16 protein-coding genes and 1 pseudogene are annotated in these 21,171 nt (G+C 73.3%); 14 read left to right on the plus strand and 3 right to left on the minus strand.

Translation table 11 applies throughout. The annotated features are described in order from the left end of the window. Positions 1–179 precede the first annotated feature (179 nt). Together ABNF97_RS18665 and ABNF97_RS18670 are read right to left on the minus strand one after the other, a co-directional pair. On the minus strand, positions 180–1,010 hold the full coding sequence (locus tag ABNF97_RS18665; protein WP_130464809.1) for a DUF2705 family protein: 831 nt from the start codon (positions 1,008–1,010) through the stop codon (positions 180–182). Then, entirely contained in the window at positions 1,007–1,945 is a 939-nt protein-coding gene (locus tag ABNF97_RS18670; RefSeq protein ID WP_130464808.1) for an ATP-binding cassette domain-containing protein, read from the minus strand. The genes ABNF97_RS18665 and ABNF97_RS18670 overlap by 4 nt, the downstream gene beginning before the upstream one ends. Positions 1,946–2,467: 522 nt before the next feature. Here ABNF97_RS18670 and ABNF97_RS18675 point away from each other — a divergent pair. The 10 genes from ABNF97_RS18675 (at position 2,468) to ABNF97_RS18720 (ending at position 15,927) form a co-directional block, all read left to right on the plus strand. Further along, positions 2,468–3,199 carry a PadR family transcriptional regulator gene (locus ABNF97_RS18675; protein ID WP_349339251.1) on the plus strand — a complete coding sequence of 244 codons (732 nt, stop codon included), beginning with the start codon at positions 2,468–2,470 and terminating at the stop codon, positions 3,197–3,199. 107 nt (positions 3,200–3,306) lie between these two features. Continuing rightward, on the plus strand, positions 3,307–4,011 hold the full coding sequence (locus ABNF97_RS18680; protein WP_130464807.1) for a response regulator: 705 nt from the start codon (positions 3,307–3,309) through the stop codon (positions 4,009–4,011). After that, entirely contained in the window at positions 4,008–5,618 is a 1,611-nt protein-coding gene (locus tag ABNF97_RS18685; protein ID WP_349339252.1) for a HAMP domain-containing sensor histidine kinase, read from the plus strand. The genes ABNF97_RS18680 and ABNF97_RS18685 overlap by 4 nt, the downstream gene beginning before the upstream one ends. A gap of 62 nt (positions 5,619–5,680) precedes the next feature. After that, entirely contained in the window at positions 5,681–7,423 is a 1,743-nt protein-coding gene (locus ABNF97_RS18690) for a S1C family serine protease (RefSeq protein ID WP_349339253.1), read from the plus strand. A gap of 297 nt (positions 7,424–7,720) precedes the next feature. Next, the gene (locus ABNF97_RS18695; protein ID WP_130464805.1) at positions 7,721–8,401 is read left to right on the plus strand and encodes a BON domain-containing protein; all 681 of its coding nucleotides are present in this window, start codon (positions 7,721–7,723) and stop codon (positions 8,399–8,401) included. 34 nt (positions 8,402–8,435) lie between these two features. Beyond that, positions 8,436–9,548 (plus strand): glycosyltransferase family 4 protein, encoded by a 1,113-nt coding sequence (locus tag ABNF97_RS18700; protein WP_486484824.1) that lies wholly within the window; start codon positions 8,436–8,438, stop codon positions 9,546–9,548. Between the two features lie 126 nt (positions 9,549–9,674). Next, a complete protein-coding gene (locus tag ABNF97_RS18705) occupies positions 9,675–13,142 on the plus strand; it encodes a cyclic nucleotide-binding protein (RefSeq protein WP_349339254.1) in 3,468 nt (1,155 codons plus the stop codon). After that, positions 13,142–13,357 (plus strand): hypothetical protein, encoded by a 216-nt coding sequence (locus tag ABNF97_RS18710; protein WP_130464803.1) that lies wholly within the window; start codon positions 13,142–13,144, stop codon positions 13,355–13,357. Before ABNF97_RS18705 ends, ABNF97_RS18710 begins: the two co-directional genes overlap by 1 nt. 82 nt (positions 13,358–13,439) lie before the next feature. Further along, positions 13,440–14,378, plus strand: a complete 939-nt coding sequence (locus ABNF97_RS18715) for a hypothetical protein (protein ID WP_130464802.1) — start codon at positions 13,440–13,442, stop codon at positions 14,376–14,378. 220 nt (positions 14,379–14,598) lie between these two features. Next, the gene (locus ABNF97_RS18720; protein WP_130464801.1) at positions 14,599–15,927 is read left to right on the plus strand and encodes an ATP-binding cassette domain-containing protein; all 1,329 of its coding nucleotides are present in this window, start codon (positions 14,599–14,601) and stop codon (positions 15,925–15,927) included. Between the two features lie 43 nt (positions 15,928–15,970). On the opposite strand, the gene ABNF97_RS18725 is transcribed toward ABNF97_RS18720, so the two are convergent. Continuing rightward, positions 15,971–17,509: a serine/threonine-protein kinase gene (locus tag ABNF97_RS18725; RefSeq protein WP_349339255.1), complete on the minus strand. Its 1,539-nt coding sequence runs from the start codon at positions 17,507–17,509 to the stop codon at positions 15,971–15,973. Between the two features lie 290 nt (positions 17,510–17,799). On the opposite strand from ABNF97_RS18725, the gene ABNF97_RS18730 reads away from it, so the two are divergent. The 4 genes and pseudogenes from ABNF97_RS18730 to ABNF97_RS18745 form a co-directional block, all read left to right on the plus strand. Next, positions 17,800–18,636 (plus strand): patatin-like phospholipase family protein, encoded by an 837-nt coding sequence (locus ABNF97_RS18730; protein ID WP_349339256.1) that lies wholly within the window; start codon positions 17,800–17,802, stop codon positions 18,634–18,636. Further along, on the plus strand, positions 18,636–19,697 hold the full coding sequence (locus ABNF97_RS18735) for a 1-acyl-sn-glycerol-3-phosphate acyltransferase (protein ID WP_130464798.1): 1,062 nt from the start codon (positions 18,636–18,638) through the stop codon (positions 19,695–19,697). Before ABNF97_RS18730 ends, ABNF97_RS18735 begins: the two co-directional genes overlap by 1 nt. Positions 19,698–19,707: 10 nt before the next feature. Then, positions 19,708–20,028, plus strand: coding sequence for a divalent cation tolerance protein CutA (gene cutA, locus ABNF97_RS18740; RefSeq protein ID WP_130464797.1), 321 nt, complete (start codon positions 19,708–19,710; stop codon positions 20,026–20,028). A 158-nt stretch (positions 20,029–20,186) separates the two neighbouring features. Beyond that, positions 20,187–21,171: pseudogene (locus tag ABNF97_RS18745) on the plus strand (SCO7613 C-terminal domain-containing membrane protein); the annotation flags it as partial.

The following is a 21,171-nucleotide window of genomic DNA, read 5'->3' on the forward strand; positions in this document are numbered from 1 at the left end:
CAGCATTGTCGCATCAGACCCGTGTCGCGTTTCACAGCTTTTGCGAGTTGTTGGCCGTTCGGTACCAAGGTACTCGGGTGACGGGGGCCACCAATCCGCCCCGCCCGAGGAGAAACCCGGCCGGGGCTGGTGGCCCCGACCGGGTTTCTCCGACACCCGGCCCACCTCGTCACTGAGGGTCAGGAGACGTCCCGCTTGCGCATGATCAAGGTGCCGATGGTGCCGGTCACCACGGCGTACGCGACCATGACCGCCGCTCCCGCCCAGCGGGGCGGGCTGCCCGGCAGGTCGGTGCCGGTCGCCATCAGTTGCGAGGCGAGCGACGGGACGATCAACTGAAGGTTGTTGATCCAGTCACCGAACCGCTCGGCCAGGATCGCCAGTACGATGATCGCCCCGATGTAGCCGGCGAGGTAGACCAGCAGCGCGGTGACGGTGGCACCGATCTGGCTGCGGATCAGCACCCCGAACCCGATCCCGAAGACGGCCCAGAGCAGGTATGCCAGCCCGTTCAGGCCGATCGCCTGCCAGATCGCGCCCTCGCCGAGCTGGCTCGACACGTCCAGGCTGCTCAGGATCAGTGGGCCGAAGATCAGGTTCAGCCCGGTGGTGATCACCCAGAAGATCACCCCGAGGATGCCGGCGGCGACCAGCTTCGCCAGCACCACGGCGGTGCGGTGCGGCGTGGTGAGGAAGGTGGTCGTGGCGGTCTGGTGGAAGAACTCGTTCGTCACCACCAGTACACCGAGCAGCATCACGATCAGCACGCCGAAGAACTGGCCGTTGGTGTAGAGGTTGGCCGCGACGTTGACGTGCTCACCGGCCGCCTGGAACTGCGCGTTCTGCTGGTCGGCCTCGGGTACGCCGACGCGGTCCGGGTCGAGCACCGCCTGGGACTGGAAATAGTTGATCATCAGGGTGAGGCCCCAGAGGGGCAGCGTGATGAGGCCGAAGACCCACCAGGTGTTCGTCGTACGGATCTTCAGCAGCTCGGACCGGACCAGGTTCATCGGATCCCCGCCTTTCCGGCCGTCAGCTCCAGGAAGACCCCTTCGAGGTCGGGCCGTTCCGTGGTCAGCTCGTGCAGCTCGACCTTTGCCGCCAGCGCGGCCCGGCCCACCGCCGGGGCGTCCGTGCCCTCGACCAGCAGCACGCCGTCCTCGCCCCGGGTCACCTGGACACCGTTCCCGGTCAGCGCCGTGGTCAGCTCGTCGCTCTGCGGAGTCCGCACGCGAACCCGGCCGGTCTGCGCCATCGAGCCGACGACCTCGTCGACCCGGCCCTGCCGGACCAGCTTGCCGGCCGCGATGATCACCACGTCGTCGGCGAGCAGTTGCATCTCGGAGAGCAGGTGACTGGAGACCAGCACCGTACGTCCCTCGGCGGCGAGCGCCTTGAGGAAGCCGCGCATCCACCGGATGCCCTCCGGGTCGAGCCCGTTCGCGGGCTCGTCCAGGATCAGCACCCGGGGGTCGCCGAGCATCGCGGCGGCGATGCCGAGCCGCTGCTTCATGCCCAGCGAGTAGCCCTTGAACTTCCGCTTGGCCGCCGGGGTGAGCCCCACCAGCGCCAGCGCCTCGTCGGCCCGCTGCTTCGGCAGCCCGGCCGCCGCGCAGATCACCCGCAGGTGGTTGACCCCGGTGCGGCCCTTGTGTGCGCTCGACGCCTCCAGCACCGCGCCGACGTACTGGAGCGGCTGCGGCAGGTCGGCGTAGCGGTTGCCGCCGATCGTCGCGCCGCCCGCCGTCGGCGTGACAAGGTTGAGCAGCATCCGCAGCGTGGTGGTCTTGCCGGCACCGTTCGGTCCCAGGAAGCCGGTCACCCGGCCGGGCTCGACGGTGAACGACAGGTTGTCGACCGCCCGGACATTGCGATAGACCTTCGTAAGACCGGAGACCACAATCTGGCCAGCTCCGGTCGTTGGGCTCAGCCGCCCGTCGGACATCTCTCTCCCTCCGTGAGGCGCGGCCGTACCGGCCACGCCGTCACCCAGCGTTGACATTGTGGGTCACGCGGTCAATCGGGATGATTGCGTAACGCGTTGTCATACCTGGGCAGGACCCCGTCCTCCCACAGCACGAGCCGCGCGGCATCCGGGGAGGAGGGGCGAAATTTACCAGCTCGGGCGAGCTGCCGGGGGATGGCGCGCGAAGTCTGTCGAGCCATACCACGTCCCGTTCACGGGATCGACACGCCACCGGCCGACGGTCGACCCCGCCGGGGCCTACACGTACCGCGACGAAGCCGAGCCGCCCGGCGGCGCTGCCGCCCCCGGAGGGAGCGTTTAGGAAACGCGATGTATCGCGTTATCGTGGCGGGACGCACGTCCTGCCGTCCGTGCCGGCGCCTCGCGCCGGCCGGACCGGCCTGCACCAGGGGGTCGCCATGCCGAGCTGGACCATCAACGGACCGCGCCGGCTGAGCCACAGCACCGTGGATGCCCGGCGGTCGGCGGAGTGAGGACGAGATGACGGTGGTGGTGTTCGGCCACGGCCGGCTCCGGCTCTACCTGCTCAAGCTTCTCGACGACGGGCCCAAGCACGGCTACGAGCTGATCCGGCTGCTGGAGGAGCGCTTCCTCGGCCTCTACGCGCCCAGCGCCGGCACCATCTATCCCCGCCTGGCCCGGCTGGAGGCCGAGGGACTGGTGACGCACGACGCCGTCGGCGGCCGGAAGGTCTACCAGATCACCGACGCCGGCCGGGCCGAGCTGCGGCAGCGGGCCGACGAGGTGACCAGCCTGGAGTCGGAGATCCGCGCCGCGGTCTCCGACCTCACCAAGCTGGCCGGTGAGATCCGGTCCGAGGTGCGCGGCACCGTGCGGGACCTGAAGGAGGAGCTGCGGGCCGCCGTCCGAAAGAGCCGCCAGGGTCCCCGGAGGTCCGCTCCGGGCCCGGCGTTCCCGGACCCGGCGCCGGAGGCCGGGGCCGCCGGTGGCGGTTGGGCGGCCGGACAGCGTGCCTGGGAGCAGGCTCCGGAGGGCTGGTCGACGGGAGCCGGTGCCGAGGAGCGGCCGCCCGGCGAGCGGTCGGCGCCCCGGGGGGACGATCCGGGGGACGAGTTCGACCGGCAGTTGCTGCTCTTCGTGACCGAGGTACGGGCGCTGGCCCGCAGTGGCCGGTTCACCGAGGCCCAGCTGCGTACCGCCGCCCGGGTGTTGCAGGGGACGCTGGACGGGCTGCGCCGGCTGCTGCGCTGAGAGACCGTGGGCTCCCCCGGGACCGCTCCGCCGAGCCGTCGGGCGCTCTCAGAAAACTTTCAGGGGATGTTCAGCCCCGGCGCAGCGGGGACGCGGATGATGGTCAGATGGCAGCGACACCGCAGACCGAGGCACGGCTTCTCGTCGTCGAGGACGACCCGAACATTCTCGAGCTGCTCTCCGCCAGCCTGCGATTCGCCGGCTTCGACGTGGCCACCGCCACCAGTGGGAGCGCGGCGGTCAGCGCGGCGAAGGAGCGCCGACCCGACCTGGTCGTGCTCGACGTCATGCTGCCCGACCTCGACGGCTTCGAGGTCATCCGGCTGCTCCGCGAGGGCGGCACCCGTACCCCGGTGGTCTTCCTGACCGCCCGGGACGCGACCGACGACAAGATCCGTGGGCTGACCCTGGGCGGCGACGACTACGTCACCAAGCCGTTCAGCCTGGAGGAGTTGACCGCCCGGATCCGGGCGGTGCTGCGGCGTACCGCCACCGGCGAACACGCGCCGTCCCGGCTCACCTTCGCCGACCTGGAACTGGACGAGGAGACCCACGAGGTGCACCGGGCCGGCAAGCGGGTGCAGCTCTCGCCGACCGAGTTCAAGCTGCTGCGCTACCTGATGCTCAACGCCAACCGGGTGCTGTCCAAGGCACAGATCCTGGACCACGTCTGGAACTACGACTTCCGGGGTGACGACAACATCGTCGAGTCCTACATCTCCTACCTGCGGCGCAAGATCGACACCACCCAGCCCCGGCTGATCCACACCCTGCGCGGCGTCGGGTACGTGCTCCGCAAGCCGGCGGCGTGAATGTCGCCCTGCCGCTGAAGGGGCGGCTCCGCGCCACGCCGCTGCGGGTCAAGCTCGTCGCCGCCGTCCTCGTCCTGGTCGCCGCCGCGCTGGTGGTGATCAGCGTGATGACCGCCTTCTTCCTCCGCAGTTACCTGGTCGGCCGGATCGACAACCAGTTGGCGAACTTCGCCCGCAACACGAACGCGACGGAGGTCCAGCGGCTCTACGACGTCGTGGCGGCCGGCCGCGGCGCGCTGCCGACCGACTACCTGATCGTGCGGGCCGACCGGGAGGTCGGGATCTTCAACCCGCTCTACGACCGGACGCTGAACGAGAGCAACCTGCCGGCCGCACTCGACGACGCCAACTGGTACGAGCGGCACGCCGGCGGGGACTTCTTCACCGTCTCGTCGAGCGACCACCGGTTCCGCTGGCGGATGATGGTCGTGCAGTGGCCGAGCGGCACCTACCTGGCGGTCGGGCAGCACCTCACCGACGTCGACCTGGCGGTCAAGGAACTGATCTGGATCGACGTACTGGTCGGCGGCTCGGTGTTGATCACGCTCGCCGCGGCCGGGGCGGCGATAGTGCGTACCAGTCTGAAACCACTCGTGGAGATCGAACGGACCACGGCGGCCATCGCCGGCGGCGACCTCTCCAGACGGGTGCCGGACCCGGAGCCCGGTGAGGCGGAGGCGAAAACCGAACTCGGCCGGCTGTCCCGGGCGCTGAACACGATGCTCAGCCAGATCGAGGTGGCCTTCACCGCGCGGGCCGCCTCGGAGACGGCCGCCCGGGCGGCCGAGGCGAACGCCCGCAGCGCGGCGACCGCCGCCCGGCACGCCGCCCTCGCCGCCCAGGCGTCCGAGTCCCGGGCGCTGCGCTCAGAGGAGCGGATGCGACAGTTCATCGCGGACGCCTCACACGAACTGCGTACCCCGCTCACCACCATCCGCGGTTTCGCCGAGCTCTACCGGCAGGGTGCCGCCGGCTCGCCCGAGGAGACCGCCCGGCTGATCCGCCGGATCGAGGACGAGGCGGCCCGGATGGGCCTGCTGGTCGAGGATCTGCTTCTGCTGGCCCGGCTCGACCGGGAACGGCCGCTGACCCTGGTGCCGGTGGAGTTGCCGGTGCTGGCCAGCGACGCGGTGCAGGCGGCCAAGGTGGTCGCGCCGGACCGCTCCATCAGCCTGGAGATCGAGCCCGGCGCCGGCTCGCTGGTGGTACTCGGCGACGACGCCCGGCTGCGGCAGGTGCTCGGCAATCTGATGACCAACGCGCTCACGCACACCTTGCCGGAGGCGGCGGTGACGCTGCGGCTGCGGGCCGACGGGGACGACGCGGTGGTCGAGGTCGCCGACACCGGCCCGGGGCTTTCGGCGGAACAGGCCGAACGGGTCTTCGAGCGGTTCTACCGGGCGGACGCCGCGCGGACCCGTCACGCTGGCGGCGGGGTCAGCACCGGCCTTGGCCTGGCCATCGTCGCCGCCCTGGTCGCGGGGCATAACGGCAGCGTCGAGGTGGTTGAAACCCCGGGTGGCGGAGCGACCTTCCGGGTCCGGCTGCCGCGTGCACCCGCGGTCCCGGAGGAACCGGGGATTGCCGAATCAATCGACGTAGAGTGATTCTCAGCCAATATCCAGGCGCGCTCCAGGTACGTCGCAGAGCGAGGGGGCAAGGTAGGGACATGAGCGACTTCGAGACCGACCCGCAGCGGCGGCCGGCTACCGCCGACCGCGAGCACAGGCAACCCACTGCCGAGCTGCCGCGCGACGACCGCGGGCAGTCCGACTCCGACGCCTCGACCGCCAACTTCGCCGCGACCGGTGCCTCGGACGGCGCCCCGTCCGGCGACCGGTCCGAGCCGGCGACCGCCGTACAGTCCACCGCCGACCCGTACGCCGGCCGGGCGTACGAAGCGTCGGGGCCGACCGCCGAGCAGCCGCAGAGCGGGGTGCCCGCCTCCGGCCAGCCGTACCCGGGTGCGCCAATCCCCGGGCAGCCGTACGCCGCGCCCGCCTCCGGGCAGCCCTACGGTGGCAGCCCGGCCTCCGGACAGCCCTACGCCGCGCCCGCCTCCGGGCAGCCCTACGGTGGCAACCCGTACGCTGCCGCCCCCGGACAGCCCTACGGCACCGGCCCGTACGGCACACCGCCCGCCTCCGGTCAGCCGTACAGTCTCCCCCCGACCGACCGGCCCGCTTCCGGACCGGTCGGCGGCGGCCCCTGGCATGCACCGGCCGGCGGCCAGCCCCGGTCGCCCTGGGCGCCGGGGCACCCCGGTGCCGGGGCTCCGCCCCAGCCGCCGCACCCCGGCGGTCCGGTGCCGCCCTGGGCCAACCCGGGCGCACCCGCACCGGGGTCCCCCCGGCCCCGGGCCGGCCGGGTGGTGGCGGCCGGAGTGGCCGCGCTGGCCCTGATGGTCGGCTCCGGGATCGCCGGCGGGGCCATCGCGACGGCGCTGGACGACTCGCCGTCGGTGACCAACCGGACCTACTCGGCGGCGCCGGTGATCAACTCGGCCGACCTGCCCAGGATCGCCGCCCAGGTGCAGGACAGCGTGGTGTCGATCAGCACCAGCAGCACCGAGGGCTCGGGCGTGGTGATGAGCGCCGACGGCTTCGTGCTGACCAACAACCACGTGGTGGCCAACGCCGACGGCGGCGCCGTCCGGGTGTTCTTCGCCGACGGCAAGAACGCCGACGCGAAGGTGATCGGCACCGACCCGAAGACCGACCTCGCCGTGGTTAAGGCCGAGGGGGTCTCCGGGCTGACGCCCGCCAAGTTCGGCGACAGCGACGCGATGCAGATCGGCGACCAGGTCCTGGCGCTGGGCAGCCCGCTCGGCCTGCAGGGCTCGGTGACCGCCGGCATCATCAGCGCCCGCGACCGGACCATCCGGGCCGGTGACGGGGGTGGCCAGCAGAATCCGTTCGAGCAGCAGCGTCGCGGAGTCAGCTCGATCTCCGGCCTGTTGCAGACCGACGCCCCGATCAACCCCGGCAACTCCGGCGGCGCGCTGGTGAACACGAGGGCGGAGGTGATCGGCATCAACACCGCGATCCTCACCGCCGGACAGGGCAGCGGCAACATCGGCGTCGGCTTCGCCATCCCGAGCAACAAGGCCCGGGCGATCGCCGAGGCGCTCCAGCGCGGCGAGAAGGTCAGCCACCCGTCGCTCGGGGTCCAGGTGACTCCGGCGGAGAACGGCGGGGCGCTGATCAGCGGCGTCGTGCCGGGCAGCCCGGCCGCCAAGGCCGGCCTCCAGCAGGGCGACGTGGTCACCCAGTTCGGCGACAAGAAGATCGGCGACGCCGACGACCTGGTCGGTGCCGTACAGGCCGGCAAGGTGGGTGACCAGGTGCAGGTGACGTACACCCGGAACGGGGTCGAAAAGACGGCAACCGTGACGCTTGCCGAAACGTCCTAAAGGATAGGGACCGAACCGTACGCCTCGGGGCAGGCCTTCCGGACGACGGAGGTCGAGCCTCCTCCCCAGAGCGGCGGGCGACGTGGCCAAGGGGGTTGGTCAGGTCGCCCGCCGCTCCTCCTTTCCCGGCCCCCGCTCCCCGTCCCGCTTCACCTGGTCCGGGTGAGCCCGGCTCACCCGGACCAGGGCGAGTATCGGGGTTGGTCTGGCAGGCACGGCTTCTGGTGCCGACCCGACCGTGCGTCGGTGACCACGAGGAGCGCGTCGGTGACCACGAGGACCGGGGGAGGAGCGGCGATGAGTAGTACCGCGACCATGGCGCGCAGCGACGCCGACATCCAGCGTGACGTGCTGGCCGAACTGGCCTGGGATGCCCGGGTCCGGGCCAGCGCGGTGGGGGTGTCGGTCTCCGGCGGCATCGTGACCCTGACCGGTCAGGTGGACAGCTACGCGAAGAAGTGGGCGGCGGAGCGGATCGCGCACCGGATCCGGGGCAACCGGGCGGTCGCCAACGACATCGAGGTACGCCTGCCGGTCGGGGCCGAGCGTACCGACACCGACATCGCCACGGCGGCGAGCCGGGCGCTGGAGTGGGACGCCTTCGTGCCGGTCGACCGGATCCAGGTGACCGCCGCCAACGGCTGGCTGACGCTGCGCGGCGAGGTCGAGCGGGGCTACCAGAAGCGCGCCGCCGAGCGGGCCGTACGCCGGCTCACCGGGGTACGCGGGGTGACGAACCTGATCGCCGTGGCACCGGCCGGCGACCTGTCGGAGGAGGACCTCAAGCGGGACATCCGCAGTGCCCTCGCCCGGCGGATCGACATCGACGCCGGCCTGATCCAGATCGATGTCGAGGAGGGGATTGTGGTGCTCACCGGCGAGGTGCGGTCATGGCTGGAGCGGGAGGAGGCGGAGCGGGTGGCCTGGGCCGCGCCAGGAGTGGGCGAGGTCGAGACGCGGCTTCGCCTCGCGACCTGACCGTGTCGGCCCGGCCCGGAGGGGAGGACTCCCAGTGAGCACGAACCCGTCCGAGCGGGCGCGGCCGGAGCAGCGGCTGCGCATCGCGATGATCGTCCCGCCCTGGTACGAACTGCCGCCGCCCGGCTACGGCGGGCTGGAACAGGTCTGCTCGGCCCTGGTCGACGGGCTGGCGGCCCGGGGGCACGAGGTGACCCTCTTCGGCGCCGGGACCGGGACGGGCACCGCGGCGCACTTCGTCGGGACCGTCCCGGAGTTGCAGCACCACCGGCTCGGCCAGATCCTGCCGGAACTGGCCCATCTGACCCGGGTCAACCGGATGATCTCGCCGGAGTCGTTCGACATCGTGCACGACCACACCACCGTCGGCCCGTACGCCGCCGGCCGGCCGGTGCCGACCATCGCCACCGTGCACGGCAAGCCGACCGGTGAGTTGCGGGAGGTGCTCGCCGACGGCGACCCGAACGTCGGGCTGGTGGCCATCTCGCACACCCAGCGCCGGCTGGCTCCGGAACTGCCCTGGGTCGCCACCGTGCACAACGGGATCTCGACCGGCAACCTGCTGACCAAGTCGGTACCGGGGATGGGCCCGGTGCTCTGGCTGGCCCGGTTCAGCGCCGACAAGGGCCCGGACCTGGCCATCGAGGCGTGCCGGGCCGCGGGCCTGCCGCTGGTGCTGGCCGGCAAGTGCGACGAGCGGTCCGAGCTGTGCTACCTGGAACAGGTCGTCGAGCCGATGCTCGGACCGGACGTGTCGGTGCTGCGCAACCCGGACCGGGACGCGACGGTGCGCCTGCTGCTCGCCGCCCGCTGCCTGATTATGCCGATCCGCTGGGAGGAGCCGTTCGGCATGGTGATGGTGGAGGCGATGGCCACCGGAACCCCGGTGGTGGCGCTCAACCGGGGGGCCGTGCCGGAGCTGGTCCGGCACGGCGAGACCGGGCTGATCTGCGACGACCCGTCCGAGCTGGGCCCGGCGCTGCGCGAGGTCTCCGGGTTGGACCCGGGCACCTGCGTGGCGCACGTGCGCCGGGAGTTCTCCGCCGAGCGGATGGCCGAGGAGTACGAGCGGGTCTACCGGGCATTCGTGGAGCCGGGTCTCGCACCGCCGGTCCGGCCGGCGTCCGCGCCGACCGTCGCCTGGTGACGCCGCCGGCTTGATTTCGGGTACGACGTCAGCCACGCTCCCTGTCGGGTAGTGGACGCGGGCGCGTCAGGGTGGCGTCGACGCCTTACTCTGCAGGCCGCAGCGGGACGCGGAGGGCAGGGGTCGGTGGCCGTCGTCGAGAGCCGGGTGAGCGTCTGGGAGGCTCTGGCCGGCCGTGCTCCGGGCAGGCCGGTGGGACCGGCCGACTCCGGGCTGTGGAGCGCCGTCGTCGAGCGCCTGAACCCGGCCCGGGCCCGTCCGGTGCTCCGCCCCGGCATCGAGCGCGCCGAACTGGTCTCGGTACGCGGCGTCCCGTACGTGATGCTCCGCTCGCCGGATTCCCGGGGCGCCTGCTATCTGCGACTCTCCCCCGAGGAGTGGCGGCTCGCCGAGCTGATGGACGGGTCCCGGACCGTCGCCCGGCTGGTCGCCGAGTTCGCCCGGATCGCCGGCCGGCTCGCCCCCGACCAGGTCACCCGGATCGTCGCCGACCTGGCCGGCAACCGGATGCTGGCCGAGCTGCCGCTGAACGCGTTCCGGCCGCTGGACCGGGTGCACCGCCGGCCCTGGCCGCTGCGGCTCGGCCGGGGACTGCTCGCCGCCGCCAAGGGTCAACGCACGGTGGTGGCCGACGTCGACTGGCTGGTCGACCTCGCCTACCGGGCCGGTGGGCGGCTGCTCTTCACCCGGGTCGCCGCCGGGCTGCTCGGCGCGGTGGCGCTGGCCGGGCTGCTGCTGTTCGGCTGGACGTGGTGGGCCGGTGACGAGTCGCTGTTCCTCACCGACGGCTCGTACGCGGCCGGCGCGGCGGTGCTGGTCGGGTTGAACGTCCTCGCGCTGGCCTGCCACGAGCTGGGGCACGCGCTCGCCACCAAGCATGCCGGACGGCGGGTACCGGCCGCCGGCTTCCTGGTCTACTTCGGCATCCCGTCGGTCTTCGTCGACACCACCGACGTCTGGATGGCCGGTCGTCGAGCCCGGATGCTCACCACGGCGGCCGGGCCGGCGGCCGGGCTGGTCCTGGCCGGTCTCGCCCAGCTCGCCGGCCTGCTGGTGCCGGAGTGGGCGCCGTGGACGTTCAAGCTTGCCTTCGCCTGGTACCTGAACGCGCTGTTCAACCTCAACCCGTTCCTGGCGCTGGACGGCTACTACCTGCTGATGGACTGGTTGGAGATACCCAACCTGCGTGCCCGTGGCCTGTGCTACGTGTTGGCCCGGCTGCGCCGCCGGCCGCCGAGCTGGGCGCAACTGGACCGGGAGGGCCGGATCGTCGCCCTGTACGGCACCCTGGCCGTGCTCTGGGTGGTCATCGCGGTGAACCTCGGCTGGCGGATCTGGACCGACCGGGTCGCCGGGCTGGTACTCGGGCTGTGGTGGTCCGGCTGGCCGGCCCGGCTGTTGCTGGTCGCCGTCATCGCCGGCCTGGCCGCACCGCTGGTCTACCTCACCGCCGGCTGGCTCGCCCGGCGCGTCCGGCGGGCACGGGCCCGCTGGGCGGAGCGGCGGCAGCGGCTGGACCTGCCCCGCCGACTGGACGCGTTGCGGAACTCTCCGCTGGGCCGGCTGCCGGAGGCGGTCCTGACCGAGCTGGCCCAGCGGGCCGGTTGGGTGTGGCCGCGTACCGGGCAACAGCTGGTCTTCGCCGGGGCCGCGCAGTCGAGCGTCTTCCTGGTCGTCGAGGGTGCCATGGAGGGCCGGCAGCCCGGCGACCCCGCTGGCCTGGTTCGGCAGCGGATCGGCCCGGGCGGGATGATCGGGCTGGCCAACGCGCTCACCGGGGCGCCGGCCGCCCTCGACTGGCACACCGCCGGGACCGTCCTGTTGGGACTTCCGGCGTCGGCGGTGGTCGCCGGGGTCGGGCCGCTGCCCGGTCCGCCGCCCACCGACCGGGCCGAGGCCGAGGCGCTGTTCGCCGAGGCGCCGGCGCTGCGCGGGCTGACCGCCGAGGACCGGCTGGGCCTGGTCGCCGGAGCCCGGGTGTCGGCGGTCGCCGCCGGTGACCCGGTCGTGCTGGCCGGGGCGAACGACGCGGTGGTGGTGGAGTCCGGGGTGATCGAGTTGCCGGACGGCACCCAGCTCCGCCGGGGTACCCTGATCGGCCCCGCCGGGGAGGGTGAGCCGGGGACGGTCGCCACCGCCCGTACGCCGGTCCGGGTCTGGGGCCTGCCCGCCGTGACCGGCCTTCCGCTGTTCCTCGGCACCGGGGGCGCGGCACCCCGGGCGCCGAGGGCCGGCACGCCGGGCAGCGCGCCCCGGGCCGGCGTGCATCCCGACGGCGGCTATCCGCCGCTGGCCGCGCCGCCCGGACCGCCCCCACCCGGCGCGGATCCCGACGTCGACCGCCGGTTCGAGCGGAAACTCTGGTGGCTGGTCCTGCTTCTCCTGCTGCTGGCCCTGTTCAGCGCGGCGGGCAACCTGGTCCCCGGCCCGGCCTGGGCGGAGATGCCCAGCGACCGGGCGCTGCTCTCCGCCGAGTCCGGCCGGGTCGACGCGGTCGTGGACGGCCGGAGCGTGCGGCTGGCCGAGGGGGACCGGCGCTACGTCTCCGAGGGCGACCAGATCCGGGTACGGTCCCGGTCCCGCGCGGTACTGACCTTCCGCGGCGGCTCGACGGCGGTGTTCTGCGCCGGCTCCCGGGCGATGGTGGGTCCACTCTGGAGCGACGGGGCGGGTACCGTCACCCCGCACGGCCGGCTGACCCTGGACACCGGCCGGATGCTCGCCGACACCGGGAGCCCGAGCAGCGCCTTCGCCCCCCTGGCACTGCTGGTGGACCGGACCGGTGGCGGGGTCAGCAACCGTGGAGCGGCCCGGTACGCGGCCTGGACCCGGGGCATCGAGGTCTCCACCGGCCAGGTACGGGTCGCCGGGGTACGCCAGCCGGAGAACCGCCGGACGCTGACCTGCGGCGGCGGTACGGCACCGGACGGTACGGGCTCGTCCCCGACCGGTACCCCGGGCGACCCGGAGCCGACGGAGTTCGGCCTGCCCACCCCCACCCCCACTCCCACCCCGACGCCGCTGCCGAGCCAGTCGCCCGGAGCCCCGGGGCCGACCCCGACCGCCGCGGACAGCACCCCGACCGGAACCGCCAGCACCCCGACCACCACCCCGCCGCGTACCCCGCCCCGCACCACGCCCCCACCCACCACCGCGGCGCCGACCACCCCACCCAGGGACACCGTGGGGCCGACCTTCTCCGACGTCTTCGCGAAGCCGACGAGCATCTCCCGGCCGTCGTGTTCGGGCAACGGCATCGCCACGATCGGCGGCTCGGTGGACGACAACGTCACGCCGGCCTCCGACGTCCACGTCTCCGCGAGCTGGTCGTTCGGAGGAAGCGAGGGTGGTGCGGTGCAGCTCGGACGGTCGGGGGCGTCGTTCCAGGGCGAGGTGGTCGTCCCCTACACCCGGGCGAACAACGGCGGCGGGCCGGTGCGCGTCGACATCCTGGCCGTGGATGGCGCCGGGAACCAGTCGGGGACCGGTTTGACGATCACGCTGGAAGCGTGCGGCGGCACCGTAACATCCCGGCCGGGGAGCGAAACATCCGAACCGCTCAGAGATGAGCGACGAGCAGGAAGTAGTTCGTAGTGCTCTGTTGGTTCTGTCCGAAGGCGGCGCGCGGCGGGTGCCGGTTCTGTGGCCGCGGCGTCTGCGAGGACCATGCCCGGTTCGGCCCGTACCTGTTGCAGGTGCACCGCTCGGAGGCGCGCGGCCGGGCCGAGGGGCTGGTGGTCGAGGACGCCCTGCAGTGCGGCACCTGCCGGCCACGCCCCCAACCGGTACCCATGCCCGAACTGGACTGACGGTGCGGGCCGCGCGGTCGGCTCCGGCGGTGGCGGTGCGCGGATAGCCTGTGAACGGCCCGGTGTGCATCAGGAGGCGACCGTGAGTGACTTCGACGACGTACTCGAACGGCTGGTCACCGATCCGGCGTTCGCCGCCGCGCTCGCCGCGGATCCGGTCGACGCCCTGGCCGGCTACCGGCTCGACGCCGACGAAGTGGCGCTGCTCCAGCTCCAGCTCGGCGGTGGCACCGACGGAGAGCACGGCGTCGAGACCCGGGCCAACCAGTCGAGCCTGTTCGGCATGTTCACCCCGCTGGCCGGGCTGGCCGGCGCGCTGCCCGGAGTCGGCGAGATCGGCCCCGCCGGCCTCGACCCGGGCGGGAGTCCCGGGACGCCACCCTCCGCCGAGGTGGCCGGCTGCGCCGCGCAGGTCGGGCCGGCCGGTGCCGGGGCGCCGGCCGGTGGGCTGACCGGCCTCGGCGACGAGATCGGCCGGGAAATCGGGTCGGTCACCGACGGGGCACTGGCGCATCCGCCGGGCGGGCTGGCCGGTGCGCTGGCCGATCCGGAAGACGGGCTCGCCGCCGCGCTGGCCGACGCCGAACTCGGGTTCGGGCCGGCGGCCGAGGTCGGGTTCGGGACCGCGCCCGAGGCCGAGGCCGAGGCCGGGTTCGGGCCCGGAGCGCCGGCCGAGGTGGGATTCGGGCCGGCTGGCGAGCTGTCCGGTGCGGACGCCGAGCCGGCCGTACCGGAGGGGTACCGGACCCGGGTCGACGTCGACGGAGACGGGAACTGGGACCCGCACACCCTGCAGGGCCGAGCCGACGGCGGGGTGGACATCCTGGTCGACCTCGACCGGGATGGCCGTACCGACTTCGTCGGGCACGACCTGGACGGCGACGGGCTGGTCGAGATCAGCGAGTACGACAAGGACCGCGACGGCTTCTTCGAGAAGCGGTCGTACGACGACGACGGCGACGGCTGGATGGACCGGACGGTACGGGTCGATCCCCCACCGCCCACCGACGGCACCTACTGACCCCGGCGCGACAGCGTCCACGCCCCGGTCGTTGGACCAGGCCGGAGGGCGGCGGCCGGGGTGGGCCGGGAGCCGGGGGAGCGCGCGGCGCGTCGTCGTGGCATTATGCCGTCCGGCGCGTCGGGCCGGGCCGTCCGGCGCACCGTGTGCGGCCGTCCGGCGCAATGGGACTGGCGCGTATCCCGTCGGCCCCCGACGATGGCGACAGGAGGTGGTCGCCGTGGTCAGCATCGCCACCGATCGGTTGACGAAGGTGTTCCCGGACGGCACGGTCGCGGTGGACGGCGTGAGCATCGAGGTCGGGTCGGGGGAGTTCGTCACCCTGCTCGGTCCGACCGGCTGCGGAAAGTCGACGATCCTGCGGCTGGTGGCCGGGCTGGAGGAGCCGACCAGTGGCCGTGTGCTGATCGACGGCCAGCCGGTCAGCGCCGGCCCCGGCCCCCGCCGGCAACTGTCGATGGTCTTCCAGGACTACGCCCTCTATCCACATCTGACGGTCGCCGAGAACATCCGTTTCCCGTTGAGCCTCAACCCGGACTACCCGGCCGGTGTCTCGGCCCGGGTCGCCGAGGTCGCCGACCAGCTCGGCATAACGAATCTGCTCGACCGCAGGCCGGGGCAGCTCTCCGGCGGGCAGCGGCAGCGGGTGGCGATGGCCCGGGCGATGGCCGGGGAGTCCCGGGCCTTCCTGCTCGACGAGCCGCTCTCCAACGTGGACGCCGGGCTCCGCGCGGAGCTGCGTACCGAGGTGGCCGCCCTGGCCCGGCGGCTGGAGATGACCACCCTCTACGTGACGCACGACCAGGTCGAGGCGATGACCATGGCCGACCGGGTCGCGGTGCTGCGCCGGGGCAGGCTCCAGCAGATCGGCCCGCCGGGCGAGGTCTACCGCGATCCGCACACCCTCTTCGTCGCCGCCTTCCTCGGTACGCCCCGGGCGAACCTGCTGCAGGCCGCCGTCTACGCGCCCGACGGCGGCGTACTGCTCGACCTCGGATCACAACTGATCGAGCTGCCGCCGGACGATCCCCGGGTACGCCCGCTGCGCGAGCGGCACACCGAGCGGGTCACCTGCGCGCTGCGGGCCGACGCGCTCAGCCCGGTGCCGCCCGATTCCGGCCCGGCGCCGGTACTGCGGGGTGTGGTCCGGTCGGTCGAGAACCTCGGTCACGAGGCGTTGGTGCACGTGCGGACCGACACGGTACCGACCCCGTCGGCACAGGCCAGCCTGGAGGATCCGACCAGCGGGCAGCACCTGTCCGAGCTGCTCGCCGACGACCTGCCGAGCGGGCACCCGATGCGGGACCGGCTGGCCCGGATGCTCCCGCACCCGCGACCGGAGCAGCCGCCCGCCACGGCCCGCACCGAGTACGGCTTCTATCCCGTGTACGACCCGGAGCCCGGGGGCGAACCGGCCGACGCCGGTGAGGTGGTGGTCCGGGTGCCGGCACCGGTGCTGCCCCGGATCGGCGAGCCGATCACGCTCGCCGTCGACCTGGACCAACTGCTGCTCTTCGACAGCGCGGGCGACCGGATCCGGCTGGGCTGACCGCCCCGCCCGGTCCCGCCCGGTGCGGCGGGCGCCGGTCGGCTCAGACCGCGCTGGCGAGCCGGAGCAGGGCGGCGTCGAGCAGTTCGGCGTACTCGGGTGAGATCGAACCCTCGTCACGGCGGATCGTGATCTTGTCGCGTAGCTGCGACACCTGACCGGTCAGGTCCGCCGTCGCGCCACCCGAGTCGGCCCGGAGGTTACGGAGGTGGTTGCGCAGGTCCACCCCGGCGTGGTCCCGGATCTCGTTCGTCGCCACCCCGTCGTCGACGATCTGGTACAGCTGGGCCATGACCTCGCTGACCGGCGGTGGCGGGATGTTGGGATTGTCGCCGGCACCGGGTTGCCCGCCAGGGGCGGCCGTGGAGGGGCGTCCGGCCGTCGACGCTCCGGGCGCCGGAGTGCCGGCCGGAGGCGTCGGTGTCGTGCCGTCCGGCCCGCCGGTCGTCGCCCCGGTCGTCGGCCGCGACCCCGGCTCGTCCCCGAGCGCGGCCACGATCACGACGGTGGCGGTGAGCGCGACCAGCACGGCGGCGGCGACCAGCAGGACCCGGCCGAGCCGGGGTGGTTCGGTGGCGGGCCCCGCTCGGCCCGGTGGCGTGACCGGCCGATCCGGAGCCGTCGCGGGGCGATCCTTCGGCGCCACCCGCGGTCCGGGCGGCATCGCCGGGTCGACCGGCGGCCGGGGCGCCGACGGAGCCGCCGCAGCCACCGGCGCGGTCGGCGGGGCATCCCGCGACTGGGACTGGGCGGCCAGCAACTGCTGCCGCAGCAGCTCACCGACCTGCGCGGCCGTCGGCCGCTCGATCGGGTCACGGGCCAGGCAGCGCAGGCAGACGTCCGCCACCGCCGGCGGCAGGTCGGGTACGCCGTCCAGCGTCGGCTCCGTCCCCTTCTCCAGGGCCCGGGTCAGTTCCTCCCAGGTGTCGGCCGGGAAGGGCACCCGGCCGCTCAGGGTCTCGTAGAGCAGCACGCCGAGCGAGTACGTGTCGGTCGCCGGTTGGGCCGGAAGCCCGTCCAGCCGCTCCGGTGCGACGTACGCCGGGGTGCCGAACGTCTCGCCGTCCTCGTCCTCGTCCGGGGCGCCGACCTGGGTGGCGATGCCGAAGTCCAGCACCTTGGCACCGGTGGCGGTCATCATGATGTTGGCCGGGGTGATGTCCCGGTGCACGATGCCCAGCCGGTGTGCGGCGGCCAGCGCCTCGGCCACCTGGGCGCAGATCTCCACCGCCGTCCGCCAGGGCAACGGTCCGGCGGTGAGTTCGGCCTTCAGTTCCTCGCCGGTCAACAGCTCCATCACCACGAAGGCGGTGATCCCGCCGTCCGGGCCAAGGGTCTCGCCGTAGTCGTGCACGGCGGTGACGTGCGGGTGAACGAGCTGCGCGGCTGCCCGGGCCTCCTCCCGGACCATTTCCCGGAATTTCGCGTCGGCGGCGAGTGACGCGGCGAGCACCTTCACCGCGACAACCCGGTCGAGCACCTCGTCCCGGGCACGCCAGATCACCGACATACCGCCGGCGCCGATCCGGTCGATGAGCCGATACCTGCGGGCGAGCAGGCCGCCAGCCTGCAACGCTGCCATTGTTGGTCGCACCTGCCAGCAAAGTCGAGGGTCGCATCAGGCTGTGTGTGGGGGTCGTATCAGGCTCCGTGACTGTCTACCTCCTGTCAACGATGGACCAGCAGCCGGACACGGCGAGGTTTTCCAGGACATCCGATCCGGAAGCGCCGCCGGTGCGGCGGTGCCGCCGGGGAGCGGGCCGGTGCCGTGCGCCGGGCGGTACCGTCGATGCGCCGGACGGTCGTCGATACGGGTGGCCGCCGGGCCGACCGGCCGGGTCGGGGTGGGTGCCCCGTGCCAGGATTGACGACATGGTCAGCGGTCCGGTGGCGTTCGTGCTCGGCGGGGGTGGGGTGCTCGGCGCCGTCGAGGTCGGCATGCTGCGGGCACTGTTCCGGGCCGGCATCCACCCGGATCTGGTGCTCGGGACCTCGATCGGGGCGGTGAACGGCGCGCTGGTGGCGGCCGAACCGTCCGAGGCGGTCACCGAACGGCTGGTCCGGCTCTGGGCCTCGCCGGAGGCGAGCGAGGTGTACGGCGACTCCATCGCCCGGCAACTGCGCCGCTTCGCCGCCCGGACCCACCTGCACTCGCCGCGCCCGCTGCGCCGGCTGCTGGAGGTCGAACTCGGCGAGCACACCACCTTCGCGGACCTCAAGGTGCCGTTCCGGTGCTGTGCGGCGAGCATCGAACGCGCCGCCGAGCACTGGTTCGGCACCGGCCCGGTGGTGCCGGCCGTACTCGCGTCGGCGTCCGTACCCGGGCTGCTGCCGCCGGCCCGAATCGACGGCGAGCACTTCGTCGACGGCGGGATCGTCAACTCGATCCCGATCGGCGAGGCGGTGCAGGCGGGCGCCCGGCAGATCTTCGTCCTCCAGGTCGGCCGGATCGAGCGCCCCCTGACACCACCCCGTCGACCGTGGGAGATCGCCCAGGTGGCCTTCGAGATAGCCCGGCGGCACCGGTTCGCCCGGGAGATGGCGGCGCTGCCGGCCGAGGTGGACGTGCACGTGCTGCCGACCGGCGGGCTCGGGCCCCGGGAAGACACCCCGTGGGCGTACCGGGACATGGCGGCGGTGGGCCGGCGGATCAGCCGGGCGTACACGGCGTCGCGGCGCTACCTCAGCGAACACGTGGACCACGCCTGATGCCGTTGCCGCCGAGGTGGGTCCGGCGACTCGTGCTCGCCCCCGGAACGGTGCTGCTCGCCGTACTGGTGGTGACGACGCTGCCGCTGTGGCTGCTCATCGCCGCGGCGGCCTCGCCGCTGGTCCCCGGCTACCTCCGCCCGCTGCGGGTGCTCTGGGTGGCGATCGTCTACCTGGTCTGGAACGCCACCGCACTGGTCGCGATGTTCGGGCTCTGGGTTGGTTCGGGCTTCGGCTGGCACAAGCGGTCCCCGGGATTCCAGCGCGCGCACTACGTACTGGCCGGGTGGTTTCTCACCGTGCTGTTCTGGCAGGCCCGGTGGACGCTGCGGCTGCGCATCGACATCGTCGGCACCGATCCGGACACTGCGTTGCCCGGCCGCCCCGAACTGGTGCTCTGCCGGCACGCCGGGCCGGGTGACTCGTTCATCCTGATCCACGCGCTGGTCAACTGGTTCAAGCGAGAACCGAGGATCGTGCTTAAGGACACCCTCCAGTGGGATCCGGCGGTCGACGTACTGCTCAACCGGCTGCCGAACCGGTTCATCGCGCCCCGGCACCGCAGGCAGGCCCGGGTCGGCCCGACCGAGCAGGTCGGGCCGCCGAGGGAGAGCCTGGTCGAGCAGATTGGCCACCTGGCGCACAACCTCGACGAGAACGACGCCTTCGTGATCTTTCCTGAGGGGGGCAACTTCACGCCCCGGCGGCGGCGCCGCGCCATCGACCTGCTCCGGTCCCGTGGCCTGACCGACATGGCGGAGCGGGCCGAGGCGATGCGGCACGTCCTGGCGCCGCAGCCCGGCGGGGTGCTCGCCGCGCTGGACGCCGCACCCGATGCCGGGGTCATCTTCGTCGCGCACACCGGACTGGACCGGATGCTCACCGTGGCCGACGTGTGGCGGGAACTACCGATGGACAAGCGGATCGTGATGCGGTTCTGGTCCGTGCCGCCGGAGGAGGTGCCGAAGGGGCGCCAGGAGCGGATCGACTGGATCTTCGATTGGTGGGCCCGGATCGACGAATGGGTCGATGCGCATCGGGGCGACGGTGATCCGGCGTAGGGTGCCCGGCGTGGACCAGATCTGCATCGTGACGACGGTGGTGGACGCCCGGGCCGTCGCGGACGTGCTCGCCGCCGCCGCGGTTGCCGGCCGGCTGGCGGCGTGTGCGCAGGTGAGCGGGCCGGTGGACAGCACCTACTGGTGGGAGTCGCGGATGGAGACCACCCGGGAGTGGACGGTCGTCTTCAAGACCGCCCCGGACCGGGTGGAAGCCCTGATCGACCAGGTACGGGCGGCACACCCCTACGAGGTGCCGGAGGTTCTGGTGACCTGGGTGAGTGGCGGCAACCCGGACTACTCGGCCTGGCTGCACGAACAGACCCGCCCCTGACCGGGGCGGCGGCAGCCGCCCTTGCTCCTGGATCCGACCGGAGCGGGCCGGCGCCATGCCCGAGGGCCGGCGCCATGCCCGGCACGGGCTCGGATCCCCGTTCCGGGATAGGTACGCGCACTCTGTGCGCCGGCCCGGCCGTGGCCGATCATGGCACCGTGACCGCTTCCATGAACGCTTACCCGTGCCCGGTCTGCGGGGCCGGCGCCAACCTGGCGACCGGATGCCCGGGCTGCGGCCGGGCACCCGACCCGGCTGCCGCCGAGGTGATCCGGCTCGGTGCGGAGATCGCCGTGCTCGGCGGGCGGGTAGAGCAGGCGCGGCAGGCATACCTCGGTCTCGACGCCGCGCTGCGGCAGCTCCGGCGGCGCCGCGACGCGCTGGCCCAGCAGGTCCGGTCAGCGGCGACCGCGTCCGCCCGTGGTCCAGCGACCGCGTCGGCCCGTGGTCCAGCGACCGCCTCCGCTCGGGGACACGTGGCCGGGGACCGCCGAGGACCGATGGCAGGCGCCGTCCGGGGGCCGGTGGTCAGCGTTCCCGGTGCACCGGGCGGCAGCGTCGCCGCAGGCTCGCCGGCCGCGCCGGCCACCGACCGGGTACGCCCGGAGGCCTCCACCCGGACCGTGCAGAACGTCCTGTTCATCCTCGGCGGGCTGCTGGTCGGCACGGCGGCGATCGTCTTCACGGTGGTGGCCTGGGCCACGGTCGGGGTCGGCGGCCGGGCGCTGATCCTCGGCACGCTGACCGGGCTGGCCCTGGCCGCGCCGCTGCTGGCCCAGTGGCGCGGGCTGACCGCCACCGCCGAGACGTTCGCGGCGATCGGCCTGCTCCTGGTGGTGCTCGACGGGTACGCCGGATGGAGCGTGGACCTGTTCGGCGTGGCCGGCTGGCCGGCGGCCCGGTACGCGGCACTGGTGTTCGGGGTCGGCGCGGTGGTAGCGGGGGGTTACCACCGACTGACCCGACTCGCCGCACCCGCGTTCGCCGGCCTGCTGCTGGTCCAGCCGGTGATCCCGCTGCTCGCCTACGACGCCGGCCTCGGTGCGGCCGGCTGGGCGCTGGCGCTCGCCGTACTGGCGGTGGTCAACCTCGGCATGACCCGGGGGCGGGGCGGGGACGGACCGGCGGACCACGCTGCTCGGG

This window comes from Plantactinospora sp. B6F1 (assembly GCF_040120695.1).
In the GTDB taxonomy this organism is placed as follows: Bacteria; Actinomycetota; Actinomycetes; order Mycobacteriales; family Micromonosporaceae; genus Plantactinospora.